Origin of the sequence: Intrasporangium oryzae NRRL B-24470 (genome assembly GCF_000576595.1) — a bacterium.
Taxonomy (GTDB): Bacteria; Actinomycetota; Actinomycetes; order Actinomycetales; family Dermatophilaceae; genus Intrasporangium_C; species Intrasporangium_C oryzae.
Map to the genome: position 1 here is coordinate 1 of NZ_AWSA01000017.1, position 24,201 is coordinate 24,201.

Genomic DNA, 24,201 nt, shown 5'->3' on the forward strand with positions numbered 1-24,201 from the left:
CGAGCGCCGGGCACCGCGGCGCCCGGCGCTCAGGTAGCCGATCGGGCACTGCGGGCCGGCGCGCGCCGCGACGTCGCGGCCGCAGCTGAGCGACACGCCATCCCCGTCCCCCGGGCCAGCGCGTCACCGACCGTGCTCGCGGACTCAGCCCAGCGGCATACCGGCGCCGAGGGTCAGGTCGGGTGAGGTCACACCCGGTCAGGGAACCGCCGGCGCGGCGCCCGTCAGGGCCGTCAGGTCGGCTGCCGTGACCCCGACGAGGCTGCCGATCCGCATCGACCCGGCGATCTGCGGGATGGGCACGATGTGCGGGACGGCCAGGGTCGGCACGCCCGCCGCCGTGGCGGACCGGACGCCGGTCGGCGAGTCCTCGATGGCCACGCAGTCGCCCGGCTCGACGCCGAGCCTTCGCGCGGCGGTCAGGTACGGCTCCGGGTGCGGCTTGCCATGGACCACCTCGTCACCCGTCACGAGCACGGCGAACGATCCCTCCGGCAGGGTCGTGACGACCGCGTCCGCGAGGGAGCGCCACGACATGGTCACGAGCGCCGACGGCACGCCGAGCCCGGTCAGCTCGGCGAGGAGCTCTCGGGCGCCGGGACGCCACGGGATCTCCTGCCGGACGCGGGCGACGACCTGCCCGATCAGACCGTCGACGACCTCGGCCACCGACAGGTCGATCCCCGAGCGGTCGATGATGATCTGCGCCGAGACCTCGAGGGCGTTGCCGACCAGCTCGTGGGCGAACTCCTCGGTCCACACACCGCCGTTCGCCTCTACGAGGTCGAACTCGGCGGCCATCCAGTAGGGCTCGGTGTCGACGAGGGTGCCGTCCATGTCCCAGAGCACCGCGGCCGGCAGCTGGTCGTCGCCGAGTCGTGCCTCCCTGAGCAGGGTGTCGGGGTCGGTCATCGTCAGTCCTCGGGGTCGTAGGCGAGGTTGGAGGCGAGCCACCGCTCGGCCTCGGCGAGCGTCCACCCCTTGCGGGCGGCGTAGTCCTCGACCTGGTCGCGCCCGAGGCGCCCGACGACGAAGTACTGCGCCTGCGGGTGCGAGAAGTACCACCCGGAGACTGCCGCCCCGGGCCACATGGCCATGTTCTCGGTGAGCCTGATGCCGGTGTGGGCCTCGACGTCGAGCAGGCGCCACAGCGTCGCCTTCTCGGTGTGCTCCGGGCAGGCCGGGTAACCCGGAGCCGGCCGGATCCCGGCGTACTTCTCCTTGATGAGGCCGACGTTGTCGAGGTGCTCGTCGGGGGCGTACCCCCAGAACTCCTTGCGGACCCGCTCGTGCAGCCGCTCGGCGAAGGCCTCGGCGAGACGGTCCGCGAGCGCCTCGAGCATGATCGCGTTGTAGTCGTCGAGGGCCGCCTTGAACTGCGCGACTCGCTCCTGGCTCCCGAGGCCTGCCGTCACGGCGAAGGCCCCGACATAGTCGCGCAGGCCGGTCTCCTTGGGCGCGACGAAGTCGGCGAGCGACCGGTTGGGCACGCCGTCGCGGTGCGCTCCCTGCTGGCGCAGGTGGTGCAGCCGCTCGTGCGGCTCGCTGCGCGCCTCGTCGAGGTAGAGCTCGATCGAGTCGCCCACGGAGTTGGCCGGGAACAGGCCGAGGACGCCGTTGGCGCGCAGCCACTTCTCCTCGATGATCCGGTCGAGCATCGCCTGGGCGTCGTCGTAGAGCTTGCGCGCCGCCGGACCGCTGGCCGGGTTGTTGAGCAGGTCGGGGAACGAGCCCTTCATCTCCCACGCGTTGAAGAACGGCTGCCAGTCGATGTAGCGGCGCAGCTCGTGGAGCGGGTAGTCGTGGAGCACCCGCACGTGCTCGGTCCGGCCCCGGTGCCCGATGATCGGCGAGACGTCCTTGTCCTGCTGGAGGAGCAGGTGCGGTCGCGGCGGTCGGTGCCCGTGCCACGAGATCGGGGACCGGTTGGACCTCGCCTGCTCGAGCGAGATGAGCGGGCGCTCGGTCTTGGCCGCGTGCCGGGCCCGCAGCGCGTCGTAGTCCTGCTGCAGGGCGGCGAGCAGCTGGGGGCGCCGCTCGTCGCTGAGCAGGGCTGCCACCGTCGGGACCGAGCGTGAGGCGTCCTTGACCCAGACGACCGGCCCGTCGTAGCGCCCGTCGACCTTGACGGCCGTGTGGGCGCGGGACGTCGTCGCGCCGCCGATGAGCAGCGGGATGGTCAGGCCCTGGCGCTGCATCTCGGCGGCGAAGTTGACCATCTCGTCGAGGGAGGGCGTGATCAGGCCGGACAGGCCGATGACGTCGGCCTGGTGCTCCTTGGCGGCGTCGAGGATCTTCTGCGCCGGCACCATGACCCCGAGGTCGATGACCTCGTAGTTGTTGCACTGGAGGACGACGCCGACGATGTTCTTGCCGATGTCGTGGACGTCTCCCTTGACGGTCGCCATGACGATGGTGCCGTTGGTGTCCTTCTGCGTGGCCAGGCTCGGGTCGTCGAGCTTCTCCTGCTCGATGAAGGGGATGAGGTAGGCGACCGCCTTCTTCATCACCCGGGCGCTCTTGACGACCTGGGGCAGGAACATCTTGCCGGCGCCGAACAGGTCACCGACGACATCCATCCCCTCCATGAGAGGCCCTTCGATGACCTCGATCGGGCGCCCACCGCGCTCGGCGATCTCGGCGCGGAGCTCTTCGGTGTCGGCCTCGACGTGCGCGTCGAGGCCCTTGACGAGGGCGTGCGTGATCCGCTCCCGGACGTGAAGGGACCGCCACTCCTCCTCGGACGCCTCCGCGGCCTCGCCGTCGCGGTTGTAGGACTCGGCGATCTCGAGGAGCCGCTCGGCGGCGTCGGGTCGGCGGTTGAGCACGACGTCCTCGATGCGGTCGCGCAGCTCGGCGTCGACCTCGTCGTACACCGCGAGGGCGCCGGCGTTGACGATGCCCATGTCGAGGCCTGCCGCGATGGCGTGGTAGAGGAACACGGCGTGGATCGCCTCGCGCACGGGGTTGTTTCCGCGGAAGGAGAACGACACGTTGGAGATGCCGCCCGAGACGAGCGCGCCCGGGAGGTTCTCCTTGATCCAGCGGGTCGCCTCGATGAAGTCACGGCCGTAGCTCGCGTGCTCCTCGATGCCCGTCGCCACGGCGAAGACGTTGGGGTCGAAGATGATGTCCTCGCCCGGGAAACCGACCTCCTCGGTGAGGATGCGGTAAGCCCGCGCGCAGATCTCCTTGCGCCGCTCGAGCGAGTCGGCCTGGCCCTGCTCGTCGAACGCCATGACGACCGCCGCAGCGCCGTACTTGCGCACGAGCCGGGCCTGCTCGACGAACTTCTCCTCGCCCTCCTTGAGGGAGATCGAGTTGACGATCGCCTTGCCCTGGACGCACTTGAGCCCCGCCTCGATCACCTCCCACTTCGAGGAGTCGACCATGACGGGCACGCGGCTGATGTCCGGTTCGCTCGCGACGAGCTTGAGGAACCGGTCCATGGCGCGGACGCCGTCGATCATGCCCTCGTCCATGTTGACGTCGATGACCTGGGCGCCGCTCTCGACCTGCTGGGCGGCGACCGTGAGGGCGGTGTCGTAGTCGCCGTCCTTGATGAGCTTGCGGAAGCGGGCCGAGCCCGTGATGTTGGTGCGCTCGCCGACGTTAACGAAGAGGCTGTCGTCGGTGATGGCGAGCGGCTCGAGGCCGGAGAGTCGCATCGCGGGTGCCAGGTCGCGGCGCTCGCGTGGCGCCGCTCCCTTGACCGCCCGGGCGATGGCCTCGATGTGTGCCGGGGTCGTGCCACAGCACCCGCCGACCAGATTGAGGAAACCGCTCTGGGCGAACTCCCCCAGCGTCGAAGCCATCTCGTCGGGCGTCTCGTCGTACTCCCCGAACGCGTTGGGCAGACCGGCGTTGGGGTAGGCCGACACGAAACTGTCGGCCAGGCGGCTCAGCTCGGCGACGTACGGCCGCAGCTCTGCGGCACCGAGAGCGCAGTTGAGGCCGACGGCGAGGGGACGCACGTGACGGATCGAGTTCCAGAACGCCTCGGTCACCTGGCCGGAGAGGGTGCGCCCGGAGGCGTCCGTGATCGTCCCCGAGACGATGACGGGCCAGCGACGCCCCCGCTCCTCGAAGAGCGTCTCCAGTGCGAAGATCGCGGCCTTCGCGTTCAGCGTGTCGAAGATCGTCTCGATGAGCAGGAGGTCGGCGCCGCCGTCGACGAGCCCGTTGGCCTGCTCGAGGTAGGCCGTGACGAGCTCGTCGAAGCTGACGTTGCGGGCGCCCGGGTCGTTGACGTCGGGCGAGATCGAGGCGGTGCGGTTCGTCGGGCCGAGTGCACCCGCGACGAACCGGGGGTGCTCGGGGGTCGCGAGCTCGTCGCACGTCTCGCGGGCGAGGCGTGCACCCTCGCGGTTGAGCTCGTAGGCGAGGCCCTCCATGCCGAAGTCGGCCTGGGCCATCCGGGTCGCCCCGAAGGTGTTGCTCTCGATGATGTCGGCGCCCGCCTGGAGGTACTCGCGGTGGATCGAGCGGATCATCTCGGGCTGGGTGAGCACGAGCAGGTCGCTGTTGCCCTTGACGTCGGTCGGCCAGTCCGCGAAGCGCTCGCCCCGGTAGTCCGCCTCACCCGGGCCGAACCGCTGGATCATCGTTCCCATGGCGCCGTCGATGATGAGGACGCGCTGCAGGAGCGCCTCCGTCAGGACCGGTGTCGCATCGGGTCGGATCAGGCTGGAGTCGGGCACGGGGCTTCTCTCGGTGGGGGCTGCAACGGCCCGATTCTACGGACTCGCGCAGAGGGGCCGCCCACGGCGCCCGCGGAGTGGGCACGCCGCGGGCACCCCGCGGGCAGGGCGCGGACACGGCGCGGGCACGGCGCGGGCCCGAATCGTGACCGAGGCGTGGCCGTCACCGACGTGGCCGGGCATAGGGTGGAGGTGGGGGCAGACCTACCCGCCACGACGACGCGAAGGGGGCAAGATGCTCGAGTTCGAGGACATGCCGATGCTCAACGACCCGGTGCTCATCGCCGCCTTCGAGGGCTGGAACGACGCCGGTGAGGCTGCCACGAGCGTCGTGCGACACCTCGCCGACGTCTGGGACGCCGAGGTCGTCGCAGCGTTCGACCCCGAGGACTACTACGACTTCCAGGTCAACCGCCCGCGGGTCGCCATGGACGACGGGCAGCGCATCCTCTCCTGGCCCACGACCCGGATCCTCGTCGCGACCGAGACGGGCTTCGAGCGCGACGTGGTCCTCGTTCAGGGCATCGAGCCGTCGATGCGGTGGCGGGCGTTCACCATCGAGCTGCTCGAGCTGGCTCAGCAGCTCGGGGTCACGACGTTCATCACGATCGGGGCCCTGCTCGCCGACGTCCCGCACACGCGCCCCATCCCGGTGACGGCGACGGCCGAGGACGAGGACGTCATGCACCGGTTCGACGTCGAGACGAGCCGCTACGAGGGCCCGACGGGCATCGTCGGTGTCCTGACGCACACGGCGACCGAGGCCGGTCTGCCGACCGTCTCGGCGTGGGCTGCCGTGCCGCACTACGCGGGCGGGGCGCCCTCCCCGAAGGCGACCCTGAGCCTGCTGCGCCGGATCGAGTCCCTCCTCGGCGCCACGATCCCCCACGGCGACCTCGAGGAGATCGCGCGGGCGTGGGAGCGTGGGGTCGACGAGCTCGCGCAGTCCGACGAGGAGGTCGCCGAGTACGTCCAGTCGCTCGAGGAGGCGCAGGACACCGCGGAGCTGCCCGAGGCGAGCGGCGACGCCATCGCCCGCGAGTTCGAGCGCTACCTGCGCGGGCGCGACGACGACCAGACGGGTCGCTGACCCGCGTCATCACCCTCGGCCGTATGCCGCAGGGCCCGGTCGCCGCGGCCAGCTCCCTTTCGTGGTCCCCCAGACCGCACAAGACGCCAGCTGATCCGCCAGCTGATCCGCACGTTGATCTGCCGGTTGATCCGTCGACGGCCCGGGATGCGCCCCCACCGGATCTGACTGCAGATCAACTCGCACCTGTGGTTGCCAGAGCAGCACCAGACGCCAGGTGATCTGCCGGTTGATCTGCCGGTTGATCCGTCGACGGCCCGGGATGCGCCCCCACCGGATCTGACTGCAGATCAACTCGCACCTGTGGTTGCCAGAGCAGCACCAGACGCCAGGTGATCTGCCGGTTGATCTGCCGGTTGATCCGTCGACGGCCCGGGATGCGCCCCCACCGGATCTGACTGCAGATCAACTCGCACCTGTGGTTGCCAGAGCAGCACCAGACGCCAGGTGATCTGCCGGTTGATCTGCCGGTTGATCCGTCGACGGCCCGGGATGCGCCCCCACCGGATCTGACTGCAGATCAACTCGCACCTGTGGTTGCCAGAGCAGCACCAGACGCCAGGTGATCTGCCGGTTGATCCGCCGGCTGATCGACGGACGGACGGCCCCTCGACCCCCAGGCCGTGATCGGTCAGAGGCGGATGCCGAGTAGGGCGTCCAGGGCCCGCGCCAGCACGCCGGGCGCGCCCGGGTCCTCGCCGCCGCGCGTCAGCGTCTGGCTCGCCCAGCGGTCGACGGCTGCGAGGGCGGTCGGGCTGTCGAGGTCGTTGCTGAGGGCAGCGCGCACGTCGTCGATCGTCTGGTCCGCGACCGGTCCGCCGTTGCCCGACAGCGCCGAGCGCCAGGTCTCGAGCCGCTGCTGGGCCGCATCGAGGTCGGCGTCGGTCCAGATCCAGTCGTCACGGTGGTGCCTCGCGAGGAGTGCGAGCCGGATCGCCATCGGGTCGACGCCGTCGCGGCGGAGCGTGGAGACGAGCACGAGGTTGCCGCGGCTCTTGCTCATCTTCTCGCCGTCGAGGCCGACCATGCCCTGGTGCACGAAGGCTCTGGCGAAGGAGGTCGAGCCGCTCAGGGCGCGTGCATGGGCGGAGCTCATCTCGTGGTGCGGGAAGATGAGGTCGCTGCCGCCGCCCTGGACGTCGATCGGGACGCCGAGGTGGTCGATGGCGATGCAGGCGCACTCGATGTGCCAGCCGGGCCGGCCCCACCCGAGGGAGCCGCCGTCCCACTCCGGCTCGCCCTCGCGGTGGGCCCGCCACAGCAGGGCGTCGAGACGGTTGCGCTTGCCCTCGCGGTCGGGGTCTCCCCCGCGCTCGGCGAAGACCGCCATCATGCCGTCCTCGTCGAGGTGGCTGACGGCACCGAACCGAGGATCGCGGGAGACGTCGAAGTAGATGTCCACGGCGCCCTCGCGTGTGGCGTCGGGCGCGGGGACTGCATACGCCCAGCCGTCGGCGAGGAGTCGCTCGATGGGGGCGACGAAGGTCGGGATGCTCTCGACCGCGCCGAGGTACTCGTCGGGGGGGATGACCGCGAGCGCCGTCATGTCCTCCCGGAAGAGGCCGATCTCGCGGGTCGCGAGCTCGCGCCAGTCGAGACCGTCGCGTTCGGCTCGCTCGAGGAGCGGGTCGTCGATGTCGGTGATGTTCTGCACGTAGCGGACGGTGACCCCGCTGTCACGCAGGGCGCGGCCGAGCAGGTCGAAGGTGACGTAGGTCGCCGCGTGGCCGAGGTGCGTGGCGTCGTAGGGGGTGATGCCGCAGACGTAGAGGGTGGCGGTGTCGTCGGCCGCCGCCGGCACGAGCTCGCCTGAGGCTGTGTCTCGGACACGGACCACGGGCGAGTGACCGGGAACCTGCGGGATGAACGGGGTCGGCCAACTCTTCACGCGGAGACTCTATCCCGGCGGGTCGCACCCCCGGCCGCCGGCCGAACGTGCCCTGTCCCGGCAGCGGCGGCCGCGCTCCGGCGCCGGCTGCACCGCCTCAGAGGGGCGGCCAGGGCACGGACGGCCAGTCGCGGCTCGGGCGGGGGTGGCGACGGTCGGCGAGGAGCCGGTCGACGCGCGACACGAGAGCGACCACGTCCGCCTCGGGCAGCAGGTCCCTCAGCAGGTCCCTCGTCGCGGCGTCGGCCAGCCGGCTGGCCAGGCCGCGCAGGCGCTCGAGCTCGGCCTCCGGCAGGGGCTGCCCGGCCCAGCCCCAGAGGACGGTGCGCAGCTTGGGAGTCGGGGAGAAGCTGACCCCGTGGTCGATCGCCCAGAGGCGCCCGTTCTCGTCGCGGAGGCAGTGCGAGCCCTTCCGGTCGGAGTTGTTGAGGACGGCGTCGAGGACCGCGAGGGAGCGGACGTCGTCGGCGCCCGAGTGGACGACCGTCACGGCCGCTCCGGTGGGGGTCTCGCCGTCGAGGACCTCGAGCCAGCCCTCGGGCGCGCGCCCGGCGGGGACGAGGTCGACGACCTCGTCGTCGTCGAGGGGCGAGAAGGGGTCGCCGATCCACTGCTGGACCGACCCCGGGCCGAGGGGCCCGTCGCGCAGGATCGTCGGCGGCACGAGGCCCCAGCCGCCGAGGTCGGACACGACGCGCGCCGCGACCTCCCGCCCGGCGAGGGTTCCGTCGGGGAAGTCCCAGAGTGGCCGCTCGCCGCGGACCGGCTTGTAGATGACGTGCACGTCCGGGTTCTCGACGAGCCGGGCGAGCACCGCGAGGTTGGACGAGTCGGTGACCCGCCCGAGGACCTCGAGCTCACCCGTCAGGTCGGTCGGCACGCCACCCGGCGCACGGCCCGGCTGGACGGGGGTCGGCTCAGCGCTTGTAGCCATTCGCCCGGGGACAGACATGGCCCGACGGGTCGAGCGGGCCGCCGCAGAACGGGCAGGGCGGACGCCCGGCAGCGACGATCCGTGCCGTCCTACGTGCGAAGGCCCGCGCCTGGGCGGGGTCGAGGGCGACGCGCAGCGTGTTGCGCCCGAGCGGAGCCGCCTCCGACTCGTCGGGGTCCTCCTCGTCGGGGTCGTGGTCGTGACACTCGATGACGATGCGTTGGTGTCCCTCGTCCCAGGCGAGCGACAGTGTCTGTACCCGCCAGTCCTCGTCGAAGGGGGTCTCGAGCGGGTCGGTGTCCTCGGGGGCGCCACCGGGCTGCCCGGGCTCCACGGCCGCGGCGGGTGCGAGCTCGTCGAGGACGTCGTTGATCCGGTCGGCGAGGATGGAGACCTGCTGCTTCTCGACGGCGACCGTGAGCAGCCGGGCGCCGTCGCGTGCCTGGAGGTAGAAGGCCCGCTGACCCGCGGGACCGACCGTGCCGGCGACGAACCGCTCGGCGGGATCGAAGTCCTGGACCGTCATGCTCTCGACCCTATCCGACCTCGCCCGCCCCGCCGCCGACCTCCGCGTCGCCCTCGGGTGCCGTCGGGTGCTCGGGCGGGCGCAGACCAACGAGGGCGCCTCCGAGGTCGTTCATGCGCAGGACGAAGGGGCGGCGGCTCGTGTAGCGCACGACGCTCACCGAGCCCGGGTCGACATGGACCCGCTGGAAGTCGTCGAGGTGCGCACCGAGCGCGTGCGAGAGGATCGCCTTGATGACGTCGCCGTGCGAGACGGCCACCCACACCGCGTCGGCGCCGTGCGTCTCGCGGATGCGCGCGTCGGTCTCGCGGACCGCCTGCAGGGCGCGTCCCTGCATCTGCATGAGCGACTCGGCGTCGTATGCCGTCGAGTCGGGGAAGCGGGCCTCGCTCGGTCGGTCCTGGACGACCTTCCACAGCTCGTCGGAGACGAGCTCGGCGATCCTCCGGCCGGTCCATGCGCCGTAGTGGCACTCTCCGAGGCCCGGGTGGATGCTGCGCGCGACGCCGTCGAGCGGGGCGCTGATCCGGTCGGCGGTCTGGACGCACCGGTCGAGCGGCGAGGAGACCACCTCGGCGACGGGCAACGATGCGGCGGCGATCCGCTCCCCCACCGCGGTGGCCTGCGACTCACCCAGCTCGTCGAGGAAGACGCCGGGCATCCAGCCGGCGAGCAGACCGGCGGTGTTGGCGCTCGAGCGGCCGTGGCGCACGAAGATCACGGTGGGCACGCGAGCCAGCGTAGACGCGTGTCCCCGGTGAACGGCATACGGGAGGCGTGGTCGCGGTCGTCCCGGAGGTGCACGAAGCTCGGCAGGACCTGCGGAGGTCACACGCCGAGGTCACACGCCGAGCGGCCACGTCGCGGGGACGGCGCGCGCCCGGGAGGCATGTCGTGGTGGAGTAGGGCTGTGATCGTCGACCAGGCCATCTACCGGGACGGGCGCCGGCACCAGTGCGGCGACCTCAGCGACGAGCTCGACGCGCTTCGGGCTGGCGCGGAGGGCTTCCTCTGGATCGGGCTCAAGGACCCGACGGACGCGGAGTTCGCGCTCGTCAACGAGGAGCTGAACCTCCACCCGCTCGCCGTCGAGGACGCGGTCAACGGCAACCAGCGCGCCAAGATCGAGCAGTACGAGTCCTCGGTCTTCGTCGTGCTGAAGACGCTGCGCTACATCGACGAGACGAGCGACATCGAGACGGGCGAGGTCATGCTGTTCATCGGTGACCGTTTCGTCGTCACCGTCCGTCGCGGCGAGGGCAACCCCCTCATGGGAGTGCGCCAGCGACTGGAGGCGGAACAGGAGCGGCTCGGCCACGGCCCCATCGCGGTCCTCCACGCGGTCATGGACTCGGTCGTGGACAACTACGTTGCCGTCGACCGCGAGCTCAAGCTCGACCTCGACGACATCGAGACCCGCGTCTTCGACGACACGGCGGCGGCCGACGCCAACGCGATCTACCGCCTCAAGCGTGAGGTCCTCGAGTTCCGGCGGGCGAGCGGACCGCTCGCCGACGCGCTGCTCGGCTTCGTCGAGCGTGGCGCCGAGAAGCGCATTCTCTCCATGGACGTGCAGCACCTCTTCCGCGACGTCGCCGACCACCTGCGCCAGGTCAACGACCACGTCGAGTCCTACGACCGGCTCCTGACCGACATCCTCGGGGCGCATCTCGCCGGCGTCGCGGTCAAGCAGAACGAGGACATGCGCAAGATCTCCGCGTGGGTCGCCATCGCCGCCGTTCCGACGATGATCGCGGGGATCTACGGGATGAACTTCGAGAAGATGCCGGAGCTGACGGCGAGCTTCGACATCGGCGGGACCGAGTACGAGTACGGCTACTTCGTCGCCCTTGCGGTGATGGCGTCCGTGTGCGCCTTCCTCTACCGCCAGTTCAAGAAGTCGGGCTGGCTCTGACGGGTCAAAGCCAGCCCGAGAAGGAGCGGGGTCCTGGTGCGGTCAGGCCGGGTCAGGTGGCGCTGATGACGCCCGCGGCGAGGCTGCCTGCGAGGACGAGACCGAGGGCGACGCGGTACACGACGAACGGCATGAGGCTGTTGCTCGCGACGAACCGGAGCAGCCACGCGATCGAGAGGTAGGCGACGAGGAAGGCGACGATGATCCCGACGATCATCGGGCCGACGCCGAACGCCGCGAGGTCGTCCTTCTGCTGGACCGACTGGAAGAGTCCGGCCGCGGTCAGCGCCGGGATGGCGAGGAAGAAGCTGAGGCGCGTGGCCGTGACGCGGTCGATGCCGCGGGCCAGGCCGGCCGAGATCGTGGCGCCCGAGCGCGAGACGCCGGGAATGAGCGAGAAGCACTGCGCGAGGCCGATGAGGAGCCCGTCGACCGGGGTGACCGAGTGCTCACCGCGGACGAGGCCCCGACGCTCGTAGGAGGTGTGCATCCGCTCGGCGACGACCATGACGCCGCTCCAGAGAATGAGGGCCGTCGCGACGACCCAGAGGCTGCGCAGGCCGCCCTCGATGAGGTCCTTGGCGGCGAAGCCGACGATGCCGACGGGGATGGAGCCGATGACGACTGCCCAGGCCAGCCCGTAGTCGGGGTCGTGGCGCGCCTCGGCGTCGGTCAGGCCGCGGAACCAGGCGACGGCGAACCGGACGATGTCCCTGAAGAAGTAGATGAGCGTGGCGGCGATCGCCCCCAGCTGGATCACCGCGGTGTACGCGGTGACGGCCGGCGCGTCGACCTCGAGCCCGAGAAGGTTCTCGGCGATGGTCAGGTGCCCGGTCGACGAGACCGGGAGGTACTCGGTGAGGCCTTCGACGACGCCGAGGACGACGGCGTCGAGGTAGCTCAGGTCAGCCACGATTCACTCAACCTTCTGGATGCAGGTGGGCAGCCCTCGCCGCAGGTCGCGACGGGCACGGTGTGTCACCCTACAGACACCCGGGCCGGATTGCCGGTTGCCCTGCCCGGCCACGGCGTCCGCCCAGCGGGCCCCCGCCCTGACTCTCAGCCAGACGCTCAGCCGGGCTCTCAGTCGGGCTCTCAGCCAGGCTCTCAGCCAGGCTCTCAGCCAGGCTCTCAGTCGGGCTCTCAGCCAGGCGCTCAGCCGGCGAGCTCGGCGAGCGTCCGGACGACCTCGATCCGCTGCGGGGTGCTCCCGGCGAACGGCGAGATCGACAGCGTCGTCACGCCGGCCTCCGCGTAACGGGTGAGCCGCTCCGCGACCCGCTCGCGCGAGCCGATCAGCGCGGTCTCGTCGATGAACTCGAAGGGGACGGCCTGCGCCGCTTCCCGGTGAGACCCGCCGAGGAAGAGGTCCTGGATCCGCGCGGCCTCCTCCTCGAAGCCCATGCGGCAGGCGAGCTGGTTGTAGAAGTTCTTCTCCCGGGAGCCCATCCCGCCGATGTAGAGCGCGCAGTACGCCCGGACCGCGTCCGCTGCGCGCTCCACGTCGTCGTCGAGGACGACGGGCACCGTGGGCACGACGTCGAAGCCGCGCAGTGCCTCCTCCTGCGTGCTTTCGGGCGCGGCCCCGCCGCCGCGCCGGCGCCCGGCCGCGATCGCGGAGAGGAGGTCTGCGGAGTGCTCGGGGCTGTAGAAGATCGCAAGCCACCCGTCGGCGATCTCGCCGCTCAGCTCGAGGTTGCGGGGCCCGACGGCGGCGAGGTAGATCGGCAGGGGGTCCTGGACCGGTCGCACCGTCAGCTTGAGGGCCTTCCCGGGACCGTCCGGCAGCGGGAGCGTGAAGTGGCGGCCGGAGTGGGTGACGGTCTCGCGGCGCAGGGCTGACCGGACGATCTCGACGTACTCGCGGGTGCGGCCGAGCGGGTCGGCGAAGCGGACCCCGTGCCAGCCCTCGCTCACCTGCGGCCCCGAGACCCCGAGGCCGAGCCGGAACCGGCCACCCGAGAGCGTGTCGATCGTGGCCGCAGTCATCGCGGTCATCGTCGGCGTCCGGCCCGGGATCTGCATCACGGCCGAGCCCAGCACGACGCGCTCGGTCAGGGCTCCGACCCAGGCGAGCACCGACGGGCTGTCCGAGCCGTACGCCTCGGCGACCCAGACACTGTCGTAGCCGAGTCGGTCGGCCTCCGTCGCCAGGGCGATGTTGTCCGCACCGACACCTGCACCCCAGTAGCCGAGGTTGAGTCCGAGTCTCATGGACGGCAGCGTCTCACGGGCGGCGGCCGGCCGGCGTCGGGACCCACTACGGTTCGGAGTCATGCGCAGGCGTCTCGGCTCGTCCGGTCTCACGATCACCCCGCTGGCCCTGGGCACCATGACGTGGGGCAGCGCCGTCGACCGGCACGAGGCGGGCGACCACGTCCGCGCGTTCGTGGACGCGGGCGGTGACGTCGTCGACACCGCGTACGGCTATGGGGGCGGAGACGCCGAGATGATCCTCGGCTCGCTCATCGGCACGACGATCCCCCGCGATGACCTCGTCATCTGCACGAAGGCGGGGATCTCCCGAGTCGGGGACGAGCGGCGGGTCGACGTGTCCCGACGCGGCCTCATGAACCAGCTCGAGACGTCTCTGGCGCGGCTCGGCACCGACCACGTCGACCTGTGGCTCGTCCACACGTGGTCCGATGACGTCCCGCTCACCGAGACCCTGTCGGCGCTCGAGTGGGCGGTTTCGTCCGGGCGGGCGCGCTATGTCGGCGTCTCGAACTACAGCGGCTGGCAGGCGACCCGGGCCTTCAGCCTCCTCGAGCAGGCGCGCGTGCCCCTCGTCGCCAACGAGGTGCAGTACTCCCTCGTATGCCGCTCACCCGAGGCCGAGGTCGCGCCGGCTGCCGCTGCACTGGGCTTCGGGCTGCTCGCGTGGTCCCCTCTCGGTCGTGGTGTCCTCACGGGGAAGTACCGCCACGGGATCCCGTCGGGGTCACGGGCCGCGTCACCGGACTTCCCGAACTTCGCCCAGCGGTTCCTCGACGAGCACAGCGCGAGGGTGACCGACGCGCTCGCGATGGCGGCTCGGGGCCTCGGCGTCGGGACCACGGAGGTGGCCCTCGCCTGGGTCCGCGACCGGACCGGCGTCGCGGCGCCGATCGTCGGGGTGCGGACCGTCGCACAGCTGCGCACCGCGCTCAAGAGCCTCGACCTCACGCTACCCGAGGAGATCGTGGCGGCCCTGGACGACGTCTCGCTCACCGACTGACCGGCCGCCACGGCGCGACGGCCGGAGACTGACCCGATCGGTCAGGCGCGGGCGCCGGCGGTGCCGTCGCTCTGCCGGTCGTTCTCGTCGTCGGGCTCCGCGAGGTCGTCGTCGTCGTCCTCGTCGTCGTCGTCCTCCGCGTCGTCGTCCTCGTACTCGTCGTCCTCGTACTCGTCGTCTTCCTCGTCCTCGTCGTCCTCGTCCTCGTCGTCCTCGTCGTCCTCGTCTTCGTCGTCCTCGTCGTCGTCTTCGTCGTCGTCTTCGTCGTCGTACTCGTCCGAGTCGAGACCGGCGTAGACCCCCGGACTGCCCTCCTCGTTCTCGTGACCGTCGAAGTCGTCGCCGTAGATCGCGAGCGGGGTGGCCACCCCGGTGGCCTCGAAGAGGGCCTCGTCGTAGTCGTCGAAGGCCTCGGCAAGGTCCTGGGCGGCCGCGATGGCCATGGGGTGGTCGGGATCGCGACTCTGGTGCGCGGACTCGAAGTGGCGTTCGAGGGCGGTGATGAGCCGCTCGAGGGCGGCGCGCGGGTCGACGGTCATGGAATCGACCGTAGTCGACCCGGAGACGCCTGAGAACCGGTTTGCGCCCCGGAGCGGCCCTCGCTCCCCCCGCCGCAGCGCTCGGGGACGGGCACGTCGGCATCCTCGCCACAGAGCGCCCGGGCCGGTGCCACAATGTCGACGATGACCGAGTACGAGTACCGCGTGCTGACCTTCGACCGCCACACGTCCAAGGCCGATGCACGCCAAGCCGTCCGCGAGCACGCGGAGTACGGCCGGTGGGAGCTCTCCCGGACCGTGATCTACGTCGGCGGGGTGCGCCGGATGTGGCTGCGCCGTCGGATCATGCGCGTCGACCGCACAGCCTGAGCGCGCCAGCGCCGCATCGGGGCGGGTGGGCCGCCGGTCACGGCCGCGGCATCCTTCAGCAGGTGCGCAGGAAGTCGCCGAGCACGCGCGCACCGAACCTCAGTGAGTCCAGTGGGACGCGCTCATCGACCCCGTGGAACATCGGCGCGAAGTCAAGGTCCGCGGGCAGCCGGAGCGGCGCGAAGCCGTAGCCGGTGATGCCGAGCCGGGCGAGCGCCTTGTTGTCCGTGCCGCCGGACAGGCAGTAGGGCAGGACGGCCGCGGTCGGGTCCTCCCGGAGGAGCGACTGCTTCATCGACTGGACGAGGTCGCCGTCGAACGGCGACTCGATCGCGATGTCGCGGTGGACGACCTCGACCTCGACGTGCTCGCCCGCCAGCTCGCGGATCGTCGCCATGAGCGTCCCCTCGTGCCCCGGCAGGAACCGGCAGTCGACCGCCGCGCTCGCCGTCTGCGGGATGACGTTGTGCTTGTAGCCCGACTCGAGCATGGTCACGTTGGACGTGTCTCGCAGCGTCCCCCGCACGAAGCCCTGCGCGCCGCGCAAGGTCCCCAGCAGCGGCTCGAGGTCAGCGGCATACCCGATGCCCGTCAGGGAACTCAGGCCGTCGAGGAGCTGGCGCACGGAGGCGATGTACTCGCGCGGCCACTCGTGGGCCGCGATGCGTCCGATGGCGGCTGCGAGCCGGACGATGGCGTTCTCGTCGTTGGGGACCGAGCCGTGCCCGGCGCGGCCGTGGGCGTGCAGCCGGAGCCAGGCGATGCCCTTCTCTGCGGTCTGGAGGAGGTAGGCGCGCCGATCGCCCTCCGGGGTGGGCACGGTGACGCTGTAGCCGCCGACCTCGCTGACGGCCTCGGTCACCCCGTCGAACCACTGGGGGTGGTGGTCGACGAGCCAGTGGCTGCCGAGCTCGCCGCCCGCCTCCTCGTCGGCGAAGAAAACGAACGTCGTCGTGCGGGCGGGCTTGGTGCCGGACCTGGCGAACTCGCGGATGTTCGCGAGGATCATCGCGTCCATGTCCTTCATGTCGACCGCGCCGCGGCCCCAGATGCAGCCGTCGCGCTCCTCGGCCGCGAACGGGTCGACCTGCCAGTCGTCGGCGCTGGCCGGCACGACATCGAGGTGGCCGTGGACCGCGAGCCCCGGCCGGCTCGGGTCCGCTCCCTCGACGCGGACGACGACGGTCGCACGACCGGGCTCGCTCTCGAGCAGCTCGGCGTCGAGGCCGACCTCGGCGAGCTCGCCCATGACGTACTCCGCCGCCTTGCGCTCCCCCGGCCCGGAGCCGTCGCCGTAGTTGGACGAGTCGATACGGATCAGCTCCGAGCAGATCCGGGCGACCTCGTCCTCGGCGGCGATCGGGCGGTCTGCGGCGTGGATCGTCATGCGCCTCAGCGTAGGCCGCGGCTCACGCGGGTGGCGGGACGGCCCCTGGGATGCCCGTTTCGTCTTCCAGCCGGACCCGTGCTAACGTTCTTCTCGCCGCAAGGGACACCGAAAAGGCCCCTTGCTCATCACCTTGTCGGGGTGGCGGAATGGCAGACGCGCTAGCTTGAGGTGCTAGTGCCCTTAACGGGCGTGGGGGTTCAAGTCCCCCCCTCGACACCACGGAGCAGGGCCCGGGTCATCTGACCCGGGCCCTTCTCGCATGCGGATGCACAGGCTCACCCGCTCCCTCAGGCGGTCTGCTCCAGCATCAGCTCGCGGCCGAGCCGCTCGGCCTCGGCATGCCCTTGCCGGTGGCTCTCCTCCGCCACGCTCAGGACCTCGGCCTTGCGCGGGTCCAGGTGGGCGAGCGTGAGGTCGACGACGATCTCGGTCAGGTCGAGCCCGAGGATGTCGACGAGCTGCCGGCGCATGAACGGGTTCTCGTAGTCCCAGCCGTGCGTCGGACTGCCCGGTCCATAGGCACCCCCGCGCGCCGTGACGACGACGCAGCGACGGCCGGCCAGGGGGTAGGTGATGCTGAAGCCGGGGAAGAGCCGGATGTCGGTGTAGATGTGGTCGAGCCAGGACTTGAGACCGGCCGGGATCCCCAGGTTATAGAGCGGTGCGGCGATGAGGAGGGCGTCGGCCGCGGAACCGCAACCAAACGCGGCAAGGGACAAATAGGGGCAGGGGCCGACGAGGCGAGGCAACCGGCCAGGAGCATCCCCTCAAAGGGGGCGAACCGACCGCCTCCCGTCCATCCGGTCGCCGCGACGGGCGCGAGCCCTACGCTGTCGCCCGTGACCTTCCTGCGGGCGCTTGCGACGCTGCTACGCCTCCGTGACTTCCGTCGGCTCTTCGTCAGCCGCGTGACGTCCCAGGGCAGCGACGGAATCTTCCAGGTCGCACTCGCGAGCCACGTGCTCTTCAACCCCGAGAAGGCCGCCGACGCGCGCAGCATCGCCATCGCCTTTGCAGTGGTGCTCCTGCCCTACAGCCTCCTGGGTCCCTTCGTCGGCGTGCTGCTCGACCGGTGGCCGCGCCGCCAGGTCATCGTCGTGAGCCAGCTGATCCGGGTCGCGGCGATGCTCACCGTGGCCCTGCTTGTCACCGGTTCCGACTCGGGGCCGTTCTTCTTCGGCGCGGTCCTCGTCGTCTTCTCCCTCAACCGGCTCATCCTCGCCGGCTTCGGCGCCGCGCTCCCCCACGTCGTGACGCGCGACCTGCTCGTCAGCGCGAACTCGGTCGCTCCGACCTGCGGCTCCTTCGCCTACCTCATCGGAGGCGCGGTCGGCACCGGGCTGCGGGCGATCGGGACCGACCTCCTGGTCGCGCTCGTGGCTGCCGGGGCAGTGCTCGTCGCCGCCTGGGCCGCCTCGCGCCTGCCGTTCGTGGGGCCCGACGACGAGCCGGAGCGGACGGTGCGGGAAGTGCTCGGGAGCGTCGTCGAGGGCCTCGTGGAAGCCGCCCACACCTTCCCCCGCAGAGCGTGGGTGCTCCTCACGCTCGTCTTCGTGACGCGGGTCCCGATGGGCCTGCTCCTGCTCCAGTCCCTCCTGCTCTTCCGCGGCCCGTTCGGCGAGGCGATGGGTGCCGCCGGTGTGGTCGCCGCAGCGGCCGCCTCCGCGGTTGGTTTCTCCCTCGCTGCGTTCGTGACGCCGTGGCTCTCGCCGCGCCTCTCCCAGATCCCGTATGCCGTCCGAAACCTCGCGCTCGGGGGGCTCACCTGCGCGGCGCTCGGGCCCTTCCTCGCGCCGTGGAGCATCCTCGTCGTCGCCTTCGTCGTCGCCTTCGCGTCCCAGTGCATCAAGATCACCGTCGACAGCCTCATGCAGGCACACGTCCCCGACCAGCTGCTCGGGCGGGCGTTCTCCGTCTACGACATGGTCTACAACGCCGGCCTCGTCGCGGCCGCAGCGCTCGGGGCGCTGACGCTCCCGGAGTCCGGCCTTGCATGGTGGCCCCTCCTCGGGCTCGCGGTCCTCTACGCCGTGGCGGCCTGGAGCCTGTCCCCCGTGTGGCGCTGGGCAAGCCGCCTCGACCGCACCCGGCCACTAGGCTGACCGCGTGCTCCCCCAGCTGACCGCGACGCGTTACGTCACGCCGCTCAAGGAGGGCGGCTCCCTGCCCGGCATCGTCGAAGCCGACGACGACGGGACCTACGTCCTCAAGTTCCGTGGGGCGGGGCAGGGCCTCAAGGTCCTGGTCGCGGAGGTCCTCGTCGCCGGGCTGGCCCGACTCATCGAGGTGCCGGTCCCCGACCTCGCCGTCATCGAGCTCGACCCGCGGATCGCGAAGTACGAGGCGGACGAGGAGGTCCAGGACCTCCTCACCGCGTCCGTGGGCAGCAACCTCGGCGTCGATTTCCTCCCCGGGTCGCTCGGCTACGACGGCTCCCGCCCGCCCGGAGCCGACCTCGCAGAGCGGATCATCTGGCTCGACGCGTTCACGGCCAACGTCGACCGGACCTGGTCCAACCCCAACCTGCTCGTCTGGCACGGGCGGACGTGGGCCATCGACCATGGGGCCGCGCTCTACTTCCACCACTCCTGGCCGAGCCGCCCGCCGGCCCCCGAGCGGTTCGCCGCCCAGGCCTTCGACGCGAGCCGGCACGTCCTGCGCGACGTCGCCGGCAACGTTGCGGCCCGCCACGACGAGCTCGCGGAGCGGCTGACGGACGATGCCATCGACGCAGCCGTCGCCGAAGTGCCGGAGCAGTGGCTCGAGCCGACCGCCGAGCTCCCGGACGCGCCCGCGGTGCGAGCGGCATACGGCACGATGCTCCGGGCCCGCCTCGCGACCCCAGGCGCCTGGCTGCCGACAGGGGTGCGCGCGTGAACGCCTACCAGTACGTCCTGCTCCGCCTCGTCCCCCGGGTCGACCGCGAGGAGTTCATCAACGTCGGGGTGGTGCTCTACTCGCAGGACGCCGGGTTCCTCGACGCCGCCTGGGAGCTCGACGAGGACCGCGCCGCGGCGCTCGCGCCGACGTGCGACCTCGACGGGGTCCGCGGCATGCTCGAGCGGGTCCGCGCGGTCTGCCACGGTGAGACGGGACGTGGACTGCCGACCCTCGACAAGCCCGGCCAGCGGTTCGGCTGGATCATCGCCCCCCGTTCCACGGTCGTCCAGCCGGGCCCGGTGCACGGCGGGCTCTGCGACGACCCCGCGCACGAGCTCCAGCGGCTCCTCGACCATCTCGTACGAGTGTGACGCGCCCTCGCTGGGTACCGACGAAGCGCCGGGGACTGCTCAGGAACGGCGTCGCAGGGCCCACATGGCGACGGCGGAGGCCGCGGCCACGTTGAGCGAGTCGACCTCACCCGCCATCGGGATCCGCACGGTCAGGTCGGCGGCGGCGACCGTGCGCGAGGACAGGCCGTCGCCCTCCGTGCCGACCACGAGGGCGAGGCGCTCCGGCGGGGCCGCCTCGAGCTCGTCGAGGGAGACCGAGTCGTCGGACAGGGCCATGGCCGCGACCGTGAATCCGGCGTCATGGAGCACCTCGATCCCCCCGGGCCAGGGGTCGATGCGTGTCCACGGGACCTGGAAGACCGTGCCCATCGACACCCGGATCGACCGACGGTAGAGCGGGTCCGCGCAGCGCGGCGTCACGAGGACGGCATCGACTCCGAGGGCTGCGGCGCTGCGGAAGATCGCACCCACGTTGGTGTGGTCGACGATGTCCTCGAGCACCATGACGCGGCGCGCCTCCCGGACGAGGTCGGTCACCTCTGGGAGCACCGGACGCTGCATCGACGCGAGTGCCCCCCGGTGGAGGTGGAACCCCGTCAGGCGCTCGATGACCTCGTGCTCCCCCACATAGACCGGCACCCCGTCGGCCTCCGCCTGCTCGACCAGGTCCGCGAGGTCGGTGAGCCAACGGCGCGCCATGAGGTACGACCTCGGGCGGTGGCCCGCCCTGAGGGCCCGGCGGATCACCTTCTCGCTCTCGGCGATGTAGAGGCCCCGCTCGGGCTCGGCCCGCCGGCGCAGGGCGACGTCGGTCAAGGACACGTAGTCGCGCAGGCACGGGTCGGACGGGTCGGTGATCTCGGTCGGCACGCCGCACAGGCTACGCGGTGCCCGGTGACCGGCCCGACCCGTCAGGACAGCCAGACCAGCTTGACGAAGGCGACGAGCCCGATCGTGATGATGAGCCCTCGGAGCACGGCGGGCGGGATGCGTCGGCCGACCCGCGCCCCGACGATGCCGCCGACGAAGGACCCTGCGGCGATGAGGGCCACGATCCGCCAGTCGACCTCGTCGCGGGCGAAGAGGACGAAGACGACGGCCGCGACGACGTTGACGATGAGGGCGAGGACGTTCTTGTAGCCGTTGAGCCGCTGGAGCGGCTCGGAGCTGAGGGCACTGAACAGGCCCATGAGCAGGACACCCTGGGCGGCACCGAAGTAGCCGCCGTAGGCGCCGGCGAGCAGGACCCCGGCTCCCATGACGGGCCCGTGCCAGGCCGGCACCGGCCGGCCCTCGTGCCCGACGGTGCTCGCCTGGATCCGCGGCCCGGCGATGACGAGGACCACCGCGATGAGGATGAGGACCGGCACGATCGCGCTGAAGGCGCTCGGGGGCAGGACGAGCAGGAGCGAGGCGCCAATGACCGAACCCACGAAGGACAGCGGCATGAGCCGTCGCAGGGTCGGCGCCTGACCGGTCAGCTCGTGCCGGTAGCCCCACGACCCGGTCATCCCGCCGGCGACGAGCCCGATGTTGTTGGACACGTTGGCAACGAGCGGGTTGACACCGAAGAAGAGCAGCGTCGGGAACGTGATGAGGGTGCCGGACCCGACGATCGTGTTGATCAGGCCGGCACCGACGCCTGCCAGCGCGATGGCGAGGGCCGACCAGAAGGACACCCGGTCACCCTACAAGCGGGTGACCGGGTGTCCGGCGCGGGTCTGGGTCTGGACTCAGCCGGCCGTGGGCGGCTCCGGGTCGGGGATCGAGGAGTCAGCTGCCGGGGGGTCTGCCGCCTTCCGCGTCGACGGGGCCCGGCCGGGCGCACGGCGGATCGGCGGCTGCTCACGTGGGATCGGCGCGGCGTGCTCCGTCGACTCGGCACTGGCCTGGGCCGCCTGGCCGCGGGCCTCCGCGAGGGCCTTGGCCGGGTCCTCGAGGACGGTCTCGGCGAAGGCGTCGGTGCCGAGGTCGCCGGGCTCGACCCACTCCTCCTCCTCGGCGAGGGCAGCCTTGGAGTCGGTGCCGCCGAGCGCCCCACCGATGCCACGGAGGGCATCGGTCAGCTCCGACGGGATGATCCACATCTTGTTGGAGTCGCCACTCGCGATCTGGGGCAGGACCTGGAGGTACTGGTAGGCGAGCAGTTTCTGGGTGGGCTTGCCGCGGTGGATCGCGCTGAAGACCTGCTGGATCGCCCGGGCCTGGCCCTGGGCCTCGAGGATGCGGGCCTGGGCCGAGCCCTCGGCGCGCAGGATCTGGCTCTGCTTCTCGCCCTCCGCGGTGAGGATGGCCGACTGCTTGAAGCCCTCGGCGGTGAGGATCGCCGCGCGACGGTCACGCTCGGCGCGCATCTGCTTCTCCATCGAGTCCTGCACCGAGGCCGGCGGGTCGATGGCCTTGAGCTCGACGCGGTTGACCCGGATGCCCCACTTGCCGGTGGCCTCGTCGAGCACGCCGCGCAGCTGGCCGTTGATCTGGTCGCGGCTCGTCAGCGTCTGCTCGAGGTCGAGCGAGCCAATGACGTTGCGCAGCGTGGTGACCGTCAGCTGCTCGATGCCCTGGATGAAGTTGGCGATCTCGTAGACGGCAGCCTTCGCGTCGTTGACGGAGTAGTAGATGACCGTGTCGATGTTGACCACGAGGTTGTCGGAGGTGATGACCGGCTGGGGTGGGAAGGTGACGACCTGCTCGCGCAGGTCGATGTTGGCGCGGACCTTGTCGACGAACGGGATGAGGAAGTGGATCCCCGCCGTCAGCGTCCTGTTGTAGCTGCCGAGCCGTTCGATGATCTGCGCCGTCTGCTGCGGCACGATTCGCACGGTGCGCAGCACGATGATCAGCGCGACGGCGATGACCAGCAGCGGAATGATGAGTACCGGGTCCACGTCCTACTCCCTGCTCGTACGCGTCCGGAGGACGCGCAGTCTCTCGGGCGGACCGGTCGGCCCACCCGTCGTTCGTTGACGACTCAGCTGCCGATGACGCGGGCGCGGCTCACGACCGCCGTGGCCCCGTCGATGGCGTCGACGATGACCTCCTCGCCCGGCTCGATGCTCTCGCCCAGCGTGCGCGCCGACCACGTCTCACCGGCGAGCTTGATCTGTCCCCCGGAGGTCGTGACCCGGTCGAGGACGAACGCGGCTCGACCGAGATTGGCGTCGGTCCCCATGCGGTGGGGTTCGGTGACGCTGAGCCGCCTCTTGAGCCACGGACGCACGAGGGCGAGAAGGGCCACCGCGACCACGGCGGCCACGACGGCCTGGATCGGGAAGGATGCGCCGAGGGCGGCGGCGACCGCACCACCGAGGGCTCCCCCACCGAGCATCAGGAAGGTGAAGTCGACGGTGGCCGCCTCGATGGCGACGAGCACGAGGGCGGCACCGAGCCAGACCAACCACGCGTATCCCTCGAACACTGCGCCACCCTGCCTTCTCTCGCGTCACGCCGATGGCGCCACGTCCCCATGTGTCACCCCTGTGACGTCTCCGATTCTGCCTCAGTTCCCTGCGTGGACAACCGGATCACGAGGTCACGATTCGGGGCGGATGCGACGGTCCTGGAGCGATGCACCAGCGGTCGCGGGGCCCTCCGTCGGGCGTCACCTGGTCCCCTCGGGACCGGCCCCGGTGTCGGTCAGGCGCGTGCGCGGGCGGACCAGCGGTCGCCGTGGCGCTCGAGGACGAGCGGCAGCCCGAAGGTCGCGGAGAGGTTGTCCTCGGTCAGGGTCAGCGCGATCGGCCCCGCCGCCACCACGCGTCCGCCGCGGAGCATGAGGACATCGGTGAAGGACGGGGGGATCTCCTCGACGTGGTGGGTCACGAGGACCATCGCGGGCGCCTCGGTGTCGGCAGCGAGGTCGCCGAGCCGACGCACGAGGTCCTCGCGGCCGGCGAGGTCGAGGCCCGCGGCCGGCTCGTCGAGGAGCATGAGCTCGGGGTCGCTCATCAGGGCCCGGGCGATCTGGACGCGCTTGCGCTCGCCCTCGCTCAGGGTGCCGTAGCGACGGTCGGCGAGGTGTTCTGCGCCGAGCGTCCGGAGCAGCTGCATCGCCCGGACGTAGTCGAGGTCGTCGTAGGACTCGTGCCAGCGTCCGATGATGCCGTAGGAGGCAGTGACGACGACGTTGCCGACGAGCTCGTCGCCGGGGATTCGCTCGGCCATCGACGAGCTGGCGAGACCGATCCGCGGACGCAGCTCGAAGACGTCGACGGCCCCGAGGACCTCGCCGAGGATGCCCGCGACACCGGTTGTCGGGTGCATCCGGGCCGCGGCGATCTGCAGGAGCGTCGTCTTGCCGGCGCCGTTGGGGCCGAGCACGACCCAGCGCTCGCCCTCCTCGACCTCCCAGGTGACGTCGTCGAGCAGCGTCGTGGCACCGCGTCTCACGGTGACTCCGGCGAGGGCGAGGACGTCACTCATGCGATGACCCTATGACA

23 protein-coding genes and 1 tRNA gene are annotated in these 24,201 nt (G+C 71.2%); 8 read left to right on the forward strand and 16 right to left on the reverse strand.

Annotated features, from left to right (window positions below; genetic code table 11):
- Window positions 1-198: 198 nt before the first annotated feature.
- Together N865_RS09420 and metH are read right to left on the reverse strand one after the other, a co-directional pair.
- Complete coding sequence (locus tag N865_RS09420) at window positions 199-912, reverse strand: HAD family hydrolase (protein WP_051510409.1); 714 nt, start codon at window positions 910-912, stop codon at window positions 199-201.
- 2 nt (window positions 913-914) lie between these two features.
- Window positions 915-4,700 carry a methionine synthase gene (gene metH, locus N865_RS09425; RefSeq protein ID WP_034804666.1) on the reverse strand — a complete coding sequence of 1,262 codons (3,786 nt, stop codon included), beginning with the start codon at window positions 4,698-4,700 and terminating at the stop codon, window positions 915-917.
- 235 nt (window positions 4,701-4,935) lie between these two features.
- Between metH and N865_RS09430 the strand changes: the two genes are divergently transcribed.
- Window positions 4,936-5,790 carry a PAC2 family protein gene (locus tag N865_RS09430; RefSeq protein ID WP_034804668.1) on the forward strand — a complete coding sequence of 285 codons (855 nt, stop codon included), beginning with the start codon at window positions 4,936-4,938 and terminating at the stop codon, window positions 5,788-5,790.
- Between the two features lie 631 nt (window positions 5,791-6,421).
- On the opposite strand, the gene mshC is transcribed toward N865_RS09430, so the two are convergent.
- From mshC to N865_RS09450, 4 genes are all read right to left on the reverse strand, one after another.
- Window positions 6,422-7,678 (reverse strand): cysteine--1-D-myo-inosityl 2-amino-2-deoxy-alpha-D-glucopyranoside ligase, encoded by a 1,257-nt coding sequence (mshC, locus tag N865_RS09435; protein WP_034804672.1) that lies wholly within the window; start codon window positions 7,676-7,678, stop codon window positions 6,422-6,424.
- Between the two features lie 97 nt (window positions 7,679-7,775).
- Window positions 7,776-8,612 (reverse strand): SCO1664 family protein, encoded by an 837-nt coding sequence (locus N865_RS09440; RefSeq protein WP_084328104.1) that lies wholly within the window; start codon window positions 8,610-8,612, stop codon window positions 7,776-7,778.
- Window positions 8,596-9,138: a DUF3090 domain-containing protein gene (locus N865_RS09445; protein ID WP_034804676.1), complete on the reverse strand. Its 543-nt coding sequence runs from the start codon at window positions 9,136-9,138 to the stop codon at window positions 8,596-8,598. The genes N865_RS09440 and N865_RS09445 overlap by 17 nt, the downstream gene beginning before the upstream one ends.
- 10 nt (window positions 9,139-9,148) lie before the next feature.
- The gene (locus N865_RS09450; RefSeq protein ID WP_034804679.1) at window positions 9,149-9,868 is read right to left on the reverse strand and encodes an MSMEG_4193 family putative phosphomutase; all 720 of its coding nucleotides are present in this window, start codon (window positions 9,866-9,868) and stop codon (window positions 9,149-9,151) included.
- Window positions 9,869-10,048: 180 nt separating this feature from the next.
- On the opposite strand from N865_RS09450, the gene corA reads away from it, so the two are divergent.
- On the forward strand, window positions 10,049-11,053 hold the full coding sequence (corA, locus tag N865_RS09455; RefSeq protein ID WP_034804682.1) for a magnesium/cobalt transporter CorA: 1,005 nt from the start codon (window positions 10,049-10,051) through the stop codon (window positions 11,051-11,053).
- Window positions 11,054-11,105: 52 nt separating this feature from the next.
- Here the strand turns inward: corA and N865_RS09460 are convergent, their stop codons facing one another.
- Together N865_RS09460 and N865_RS09465 are read right to left on the reverse strand one after the other, a co-directional pair.
- Window positions 11,106-11,966: an undecaprenyl-diphosphate phosphatase gene (locus N865_RS09460; protein WP_034804685.1), complete on the reverse strand. Its 861-nt coding sequence runs from the start codon at window positions 11,964-11,966 to the stop codon at window positions 11,106-11,108.
- 242 nt (window positions 11,967-12,208) lie between these two features.
- Window positions 12,209-13,267: an LLM class F420-dependent oxidoreductase gene (locus N865_RS09465; protein ID WP_034804696.1), complete on the reverse strand. Its 1,059-nt coding sequence runs from the start codon at window positions 13,265-13,267 to the stop codon at window positions 12,209-12,211.
- Between the two features lie 61 nt (window positions 13,268-13,328).
- On the opposite strand from N865_RS09465, the gene N865_RS09470 reads away from it, so the two are divergent.
- Window positions 13,329-14,270: an aldo/keto reductase gene (locus N865_RS09470; RefSeq protein ID WP_034804699.1), complete on the forward strand. Its 942-nt coding sequence runs from the start codon at window positions 13,329-13,331 to the stop codon at window positions 14,268-14,270.
- Window positions 14,271-14,311: 41 nt separating this feature from the next.
- On the opposite strand, the gene N865_RS23285 is transcribed toward N865_RS09470, so the two are convergent.
- The gene (locus N865_RS23285) at window positions 14,312-14,713 is read right to left on the reverse strand and encodes a hypothetical protein (RefSeq protein ID WP_157557641.1); all 402 of its coding nucleotides are present in this window, start codon (window positions 14,711-14,713) and stop codon (window positions 14,312-14,314) included.
- Window positions 14,714-14,953: 240 nt separating this feature from the next.
- Here N865_RS23285 and N865_RS09480 point away from each other — a divergent pair, with 240 nt between their 5' ends.
- Window positions 14,954-15,139, forward strand: coding sequence for a DUF5703 family protein (locus N865_RS09480; protein ID WP_084328114.1), 186 nt, complete (start codon window positions 14,954-14,956; stop codon window positions 15,137-15,139).
- Window positions 15,140-15,194: 55 nt separating this feature from the next.
- Here N865_RS09480 and N865_RS09485 read toward each other — a convergent pair whose 3' ends face one another.
- Window positions 15,195-16,526: a M20/M25/M40 family metallo-hydrolase gene (locus tag N865_RS09485; protein ID WP_034804708.1), complete on the reverse strand. Its 1,332-nt coding sequence runs from the start codon at window positions 16,524-16,526 to the stop codon at window positions 15,195-15,197.
- A gap of 135 nt (window positions 16,527-16,661) precedes the next feature.
- On the opposite strand from N865_RS09485, the gene N865_RS09490 reads away from it, so the two are divergent.
- Window positions 16,662-16,748: transfer RNA gene (locus tag N865_RS09490), tRNA-Leu, on the forward strand.
- Window positions 16,749-16,816: 68 nt separating this feature from the next.
- Here N865_RS09490 and N865_RS09495 read toward each other — a convergent pair.
- Entirely contained in the window at window positions 16,817-17,248 is a 432-nt protein-coding gene (locus tag N865_RS09495) for an NAD(P)H-dependent oxidoreductase (RefSeq protein ID WP_051510410.1), read from the reverse strand.
- 120 nt (window positions 17,249-17,368) lie between these two features.
- Between N865_RS09495 and N865_RS09500 the strand changes: the two genes are divergently transcribed.
- Genes N865_RS09500 through N865_RS09510 form a run of 3 tightly spaced genes read left to right on the forward strand, consistent with a single transcriptional unit; the run spans window position 17,369 to window position 19,780 of the window.
- Entirely contained in the window at window positions 17,369-18,631 is a 1,263-nt protein-coding gene (locus tag N865_RS09500) for an MFS transporter (RefSeq protein WP_034804711.1), read from the forward strand.
- Window positions 18,632-18,635: 4 nt separating this feature from the next.
- Window positions 18,636-19,406, forward strand: a complete 771-nt coding sequence (locus N865_RS09505) for a HipA family kinase (protein WP_034804725.1) — start codon at window positions 18,636-18,638, stop codon at window positions 19,404-19,406.
- Entirely contained in the window at window positions 19,403-19,780 is a 378-nt protein-coding gene (locus tag N865_RS09510) for a DUF3037 domain-containing protein (RefSeq protein WP_034804728.1), read from the forward strand. The genes N865_RS09505 and N865_RS09510 overlap by 4 nt, the downstream gene beginning before the upstream one ends.
- Window positions 19,781-19,819: 39 nt before the next feature.
- On the opposite strand, the gene N865_RS09515 is transcribed toward N865_RS09510, so the two are convergent.
- The 5 genes from N865_RS09515 to N865_RS09535 all read right to left on the reverse strand — a co-directional run bounded on the left by N865_RS09515 (window position 19,820) and on the right by N865_RS09535 (window position 24,184).
- Window positions 19,820-20,632 (reverse strand): TrmH family RNA methyltransferase, encoded by an 813-nt coding sequence (locus tag N865_RS09515; RefSeq protein WP_034804731.1) that lies wholly within the window; start codon window positions 20,630-20,632, stop codon window positions 19,820-19,822.
- Between the two features lie 41 nt (window positions 20,633-20,673).
- Window positions 20,674-21,441: a sulfite exporter TauE/SafE family protein gene (locus N865_RS09520; protein WP_034804734.1), complete on the reverse strand. Its 768-nt coding sequence runs from the start codon at window positions 21,439-21,441 to the stop codon at window positions 20,674-20,676.
- Window positions 21,442-21,495: 54 nt separating this feature from the next.
- Complete coding sequence (locus N865_RS09525; RefSeq protein WP_034804737.1) at window positions 21,496-22,650, reverse strand: SPFH domain-containing protein; 1,155 nt, start codon at window positions 22,648-22,650, stop codon at window positions 21,496-21,498.
- A gap of 83 nt (window positions 22,651-22,733) precedes the next feature.
- Complete coding sequence (locus tag N865_RS09530; protein WP_034804740.1) at window positions 22,734-23,180, reverse strand: NfeD family protein; 447 nt, start codon at window positions 23,178-23,180, stop codon at window positions 22,734-22,736.
- 218 nt (window positions 23,181-23,398) lie between these two features.
- The gene (locus tag N865_RS09535; protein ID WP_034804742.1) at window positions 23,399-24,184 is read right to left on the reverse strand and encodes an ABC transporter ATP-binding protein; all 786 of its coding nucleotides are present in this window, start codon (window positions 24,182-24,184) and stop codon (window positions 23,399-23,401) included.
- Between the last annotated feature and the right edge of the window lie 17 nt (window positions 24,185-24,201).

Excerpts from the sequence above, each read along its gene's own strand:
- N865_RS09480 (WP_084328114.1), top strand. The coding sequence starts at position 14,954 with ATGACCGAGTACGAGTACCGCGTGCTGACCTTCGACCGCCACACGTCC.
- N865_RS09535 (WP_034804742.1), bottom strand. The coding sequence starts at position 24,184 with ATGAGTGACGTCCTCGCCCTCGCCGGAGTCACCGTGAGACGCGGTGCC.
- N865_RS09465 (WP_034804696.1), bottom strand. The coding sequence starts at position 13,267 with ATGAGACTCGGACTCAACCTCGGCTACTGGGGTGCAGGTGTCGGTGCG.
- N865_RS09485 (WP_034804708.1), bottom strand. The coding sequence starts at position 16,526 with ATGACGATCCACGCCGCAGACCGCCCGATCGCCGCCGAGGACGAGGTC.
- N865_RS09470 (WP_034804699.1), top strand. The coding sequence starts at position 13,329 with ATGCGCAGGCGTCTCGGCTCGTCCGGTCTCACGATCACCCCGCTGGCC.
- N865_RS09445 (WP_034804676.1), bottom strand. The coding sequence starts at position 9,138 with ATGACGGTCCAGGACTTCGATCCCGCCGAGCGGTTCGTCGCCGGCACG.
- N865_RS09430 (WP_034804668.1), top strand. The coding sequence starts at position 4,936 with ATGCTCGAGTTCGAGGACATGCCGATGCTCAACGACCCGGTGCTCATC.
- N865_RS23285 (WP_157557641.1), bottom strand. The coding sequence starts at position 14,713 with ATGGCCATCGCGGCCGCCCAGGACCTTGCCGAGGCCTTCGACGACTAC.
- N865_RS09440 (WP_084328104.1), bottom strand. The coding sequence starts at position 8,612 with ATGGCTACAAGCGCTGAGCCGACCCCCGTCCAGCCGGGCCGTGCGCCG.
- N865_RS09420 (WP_051510409.1), bottom strand. The coding sequence starts at position 912 with ATGACCGACCCCGACACCCTGCTCAGGGAGGCACGACTCGGCGACGAC.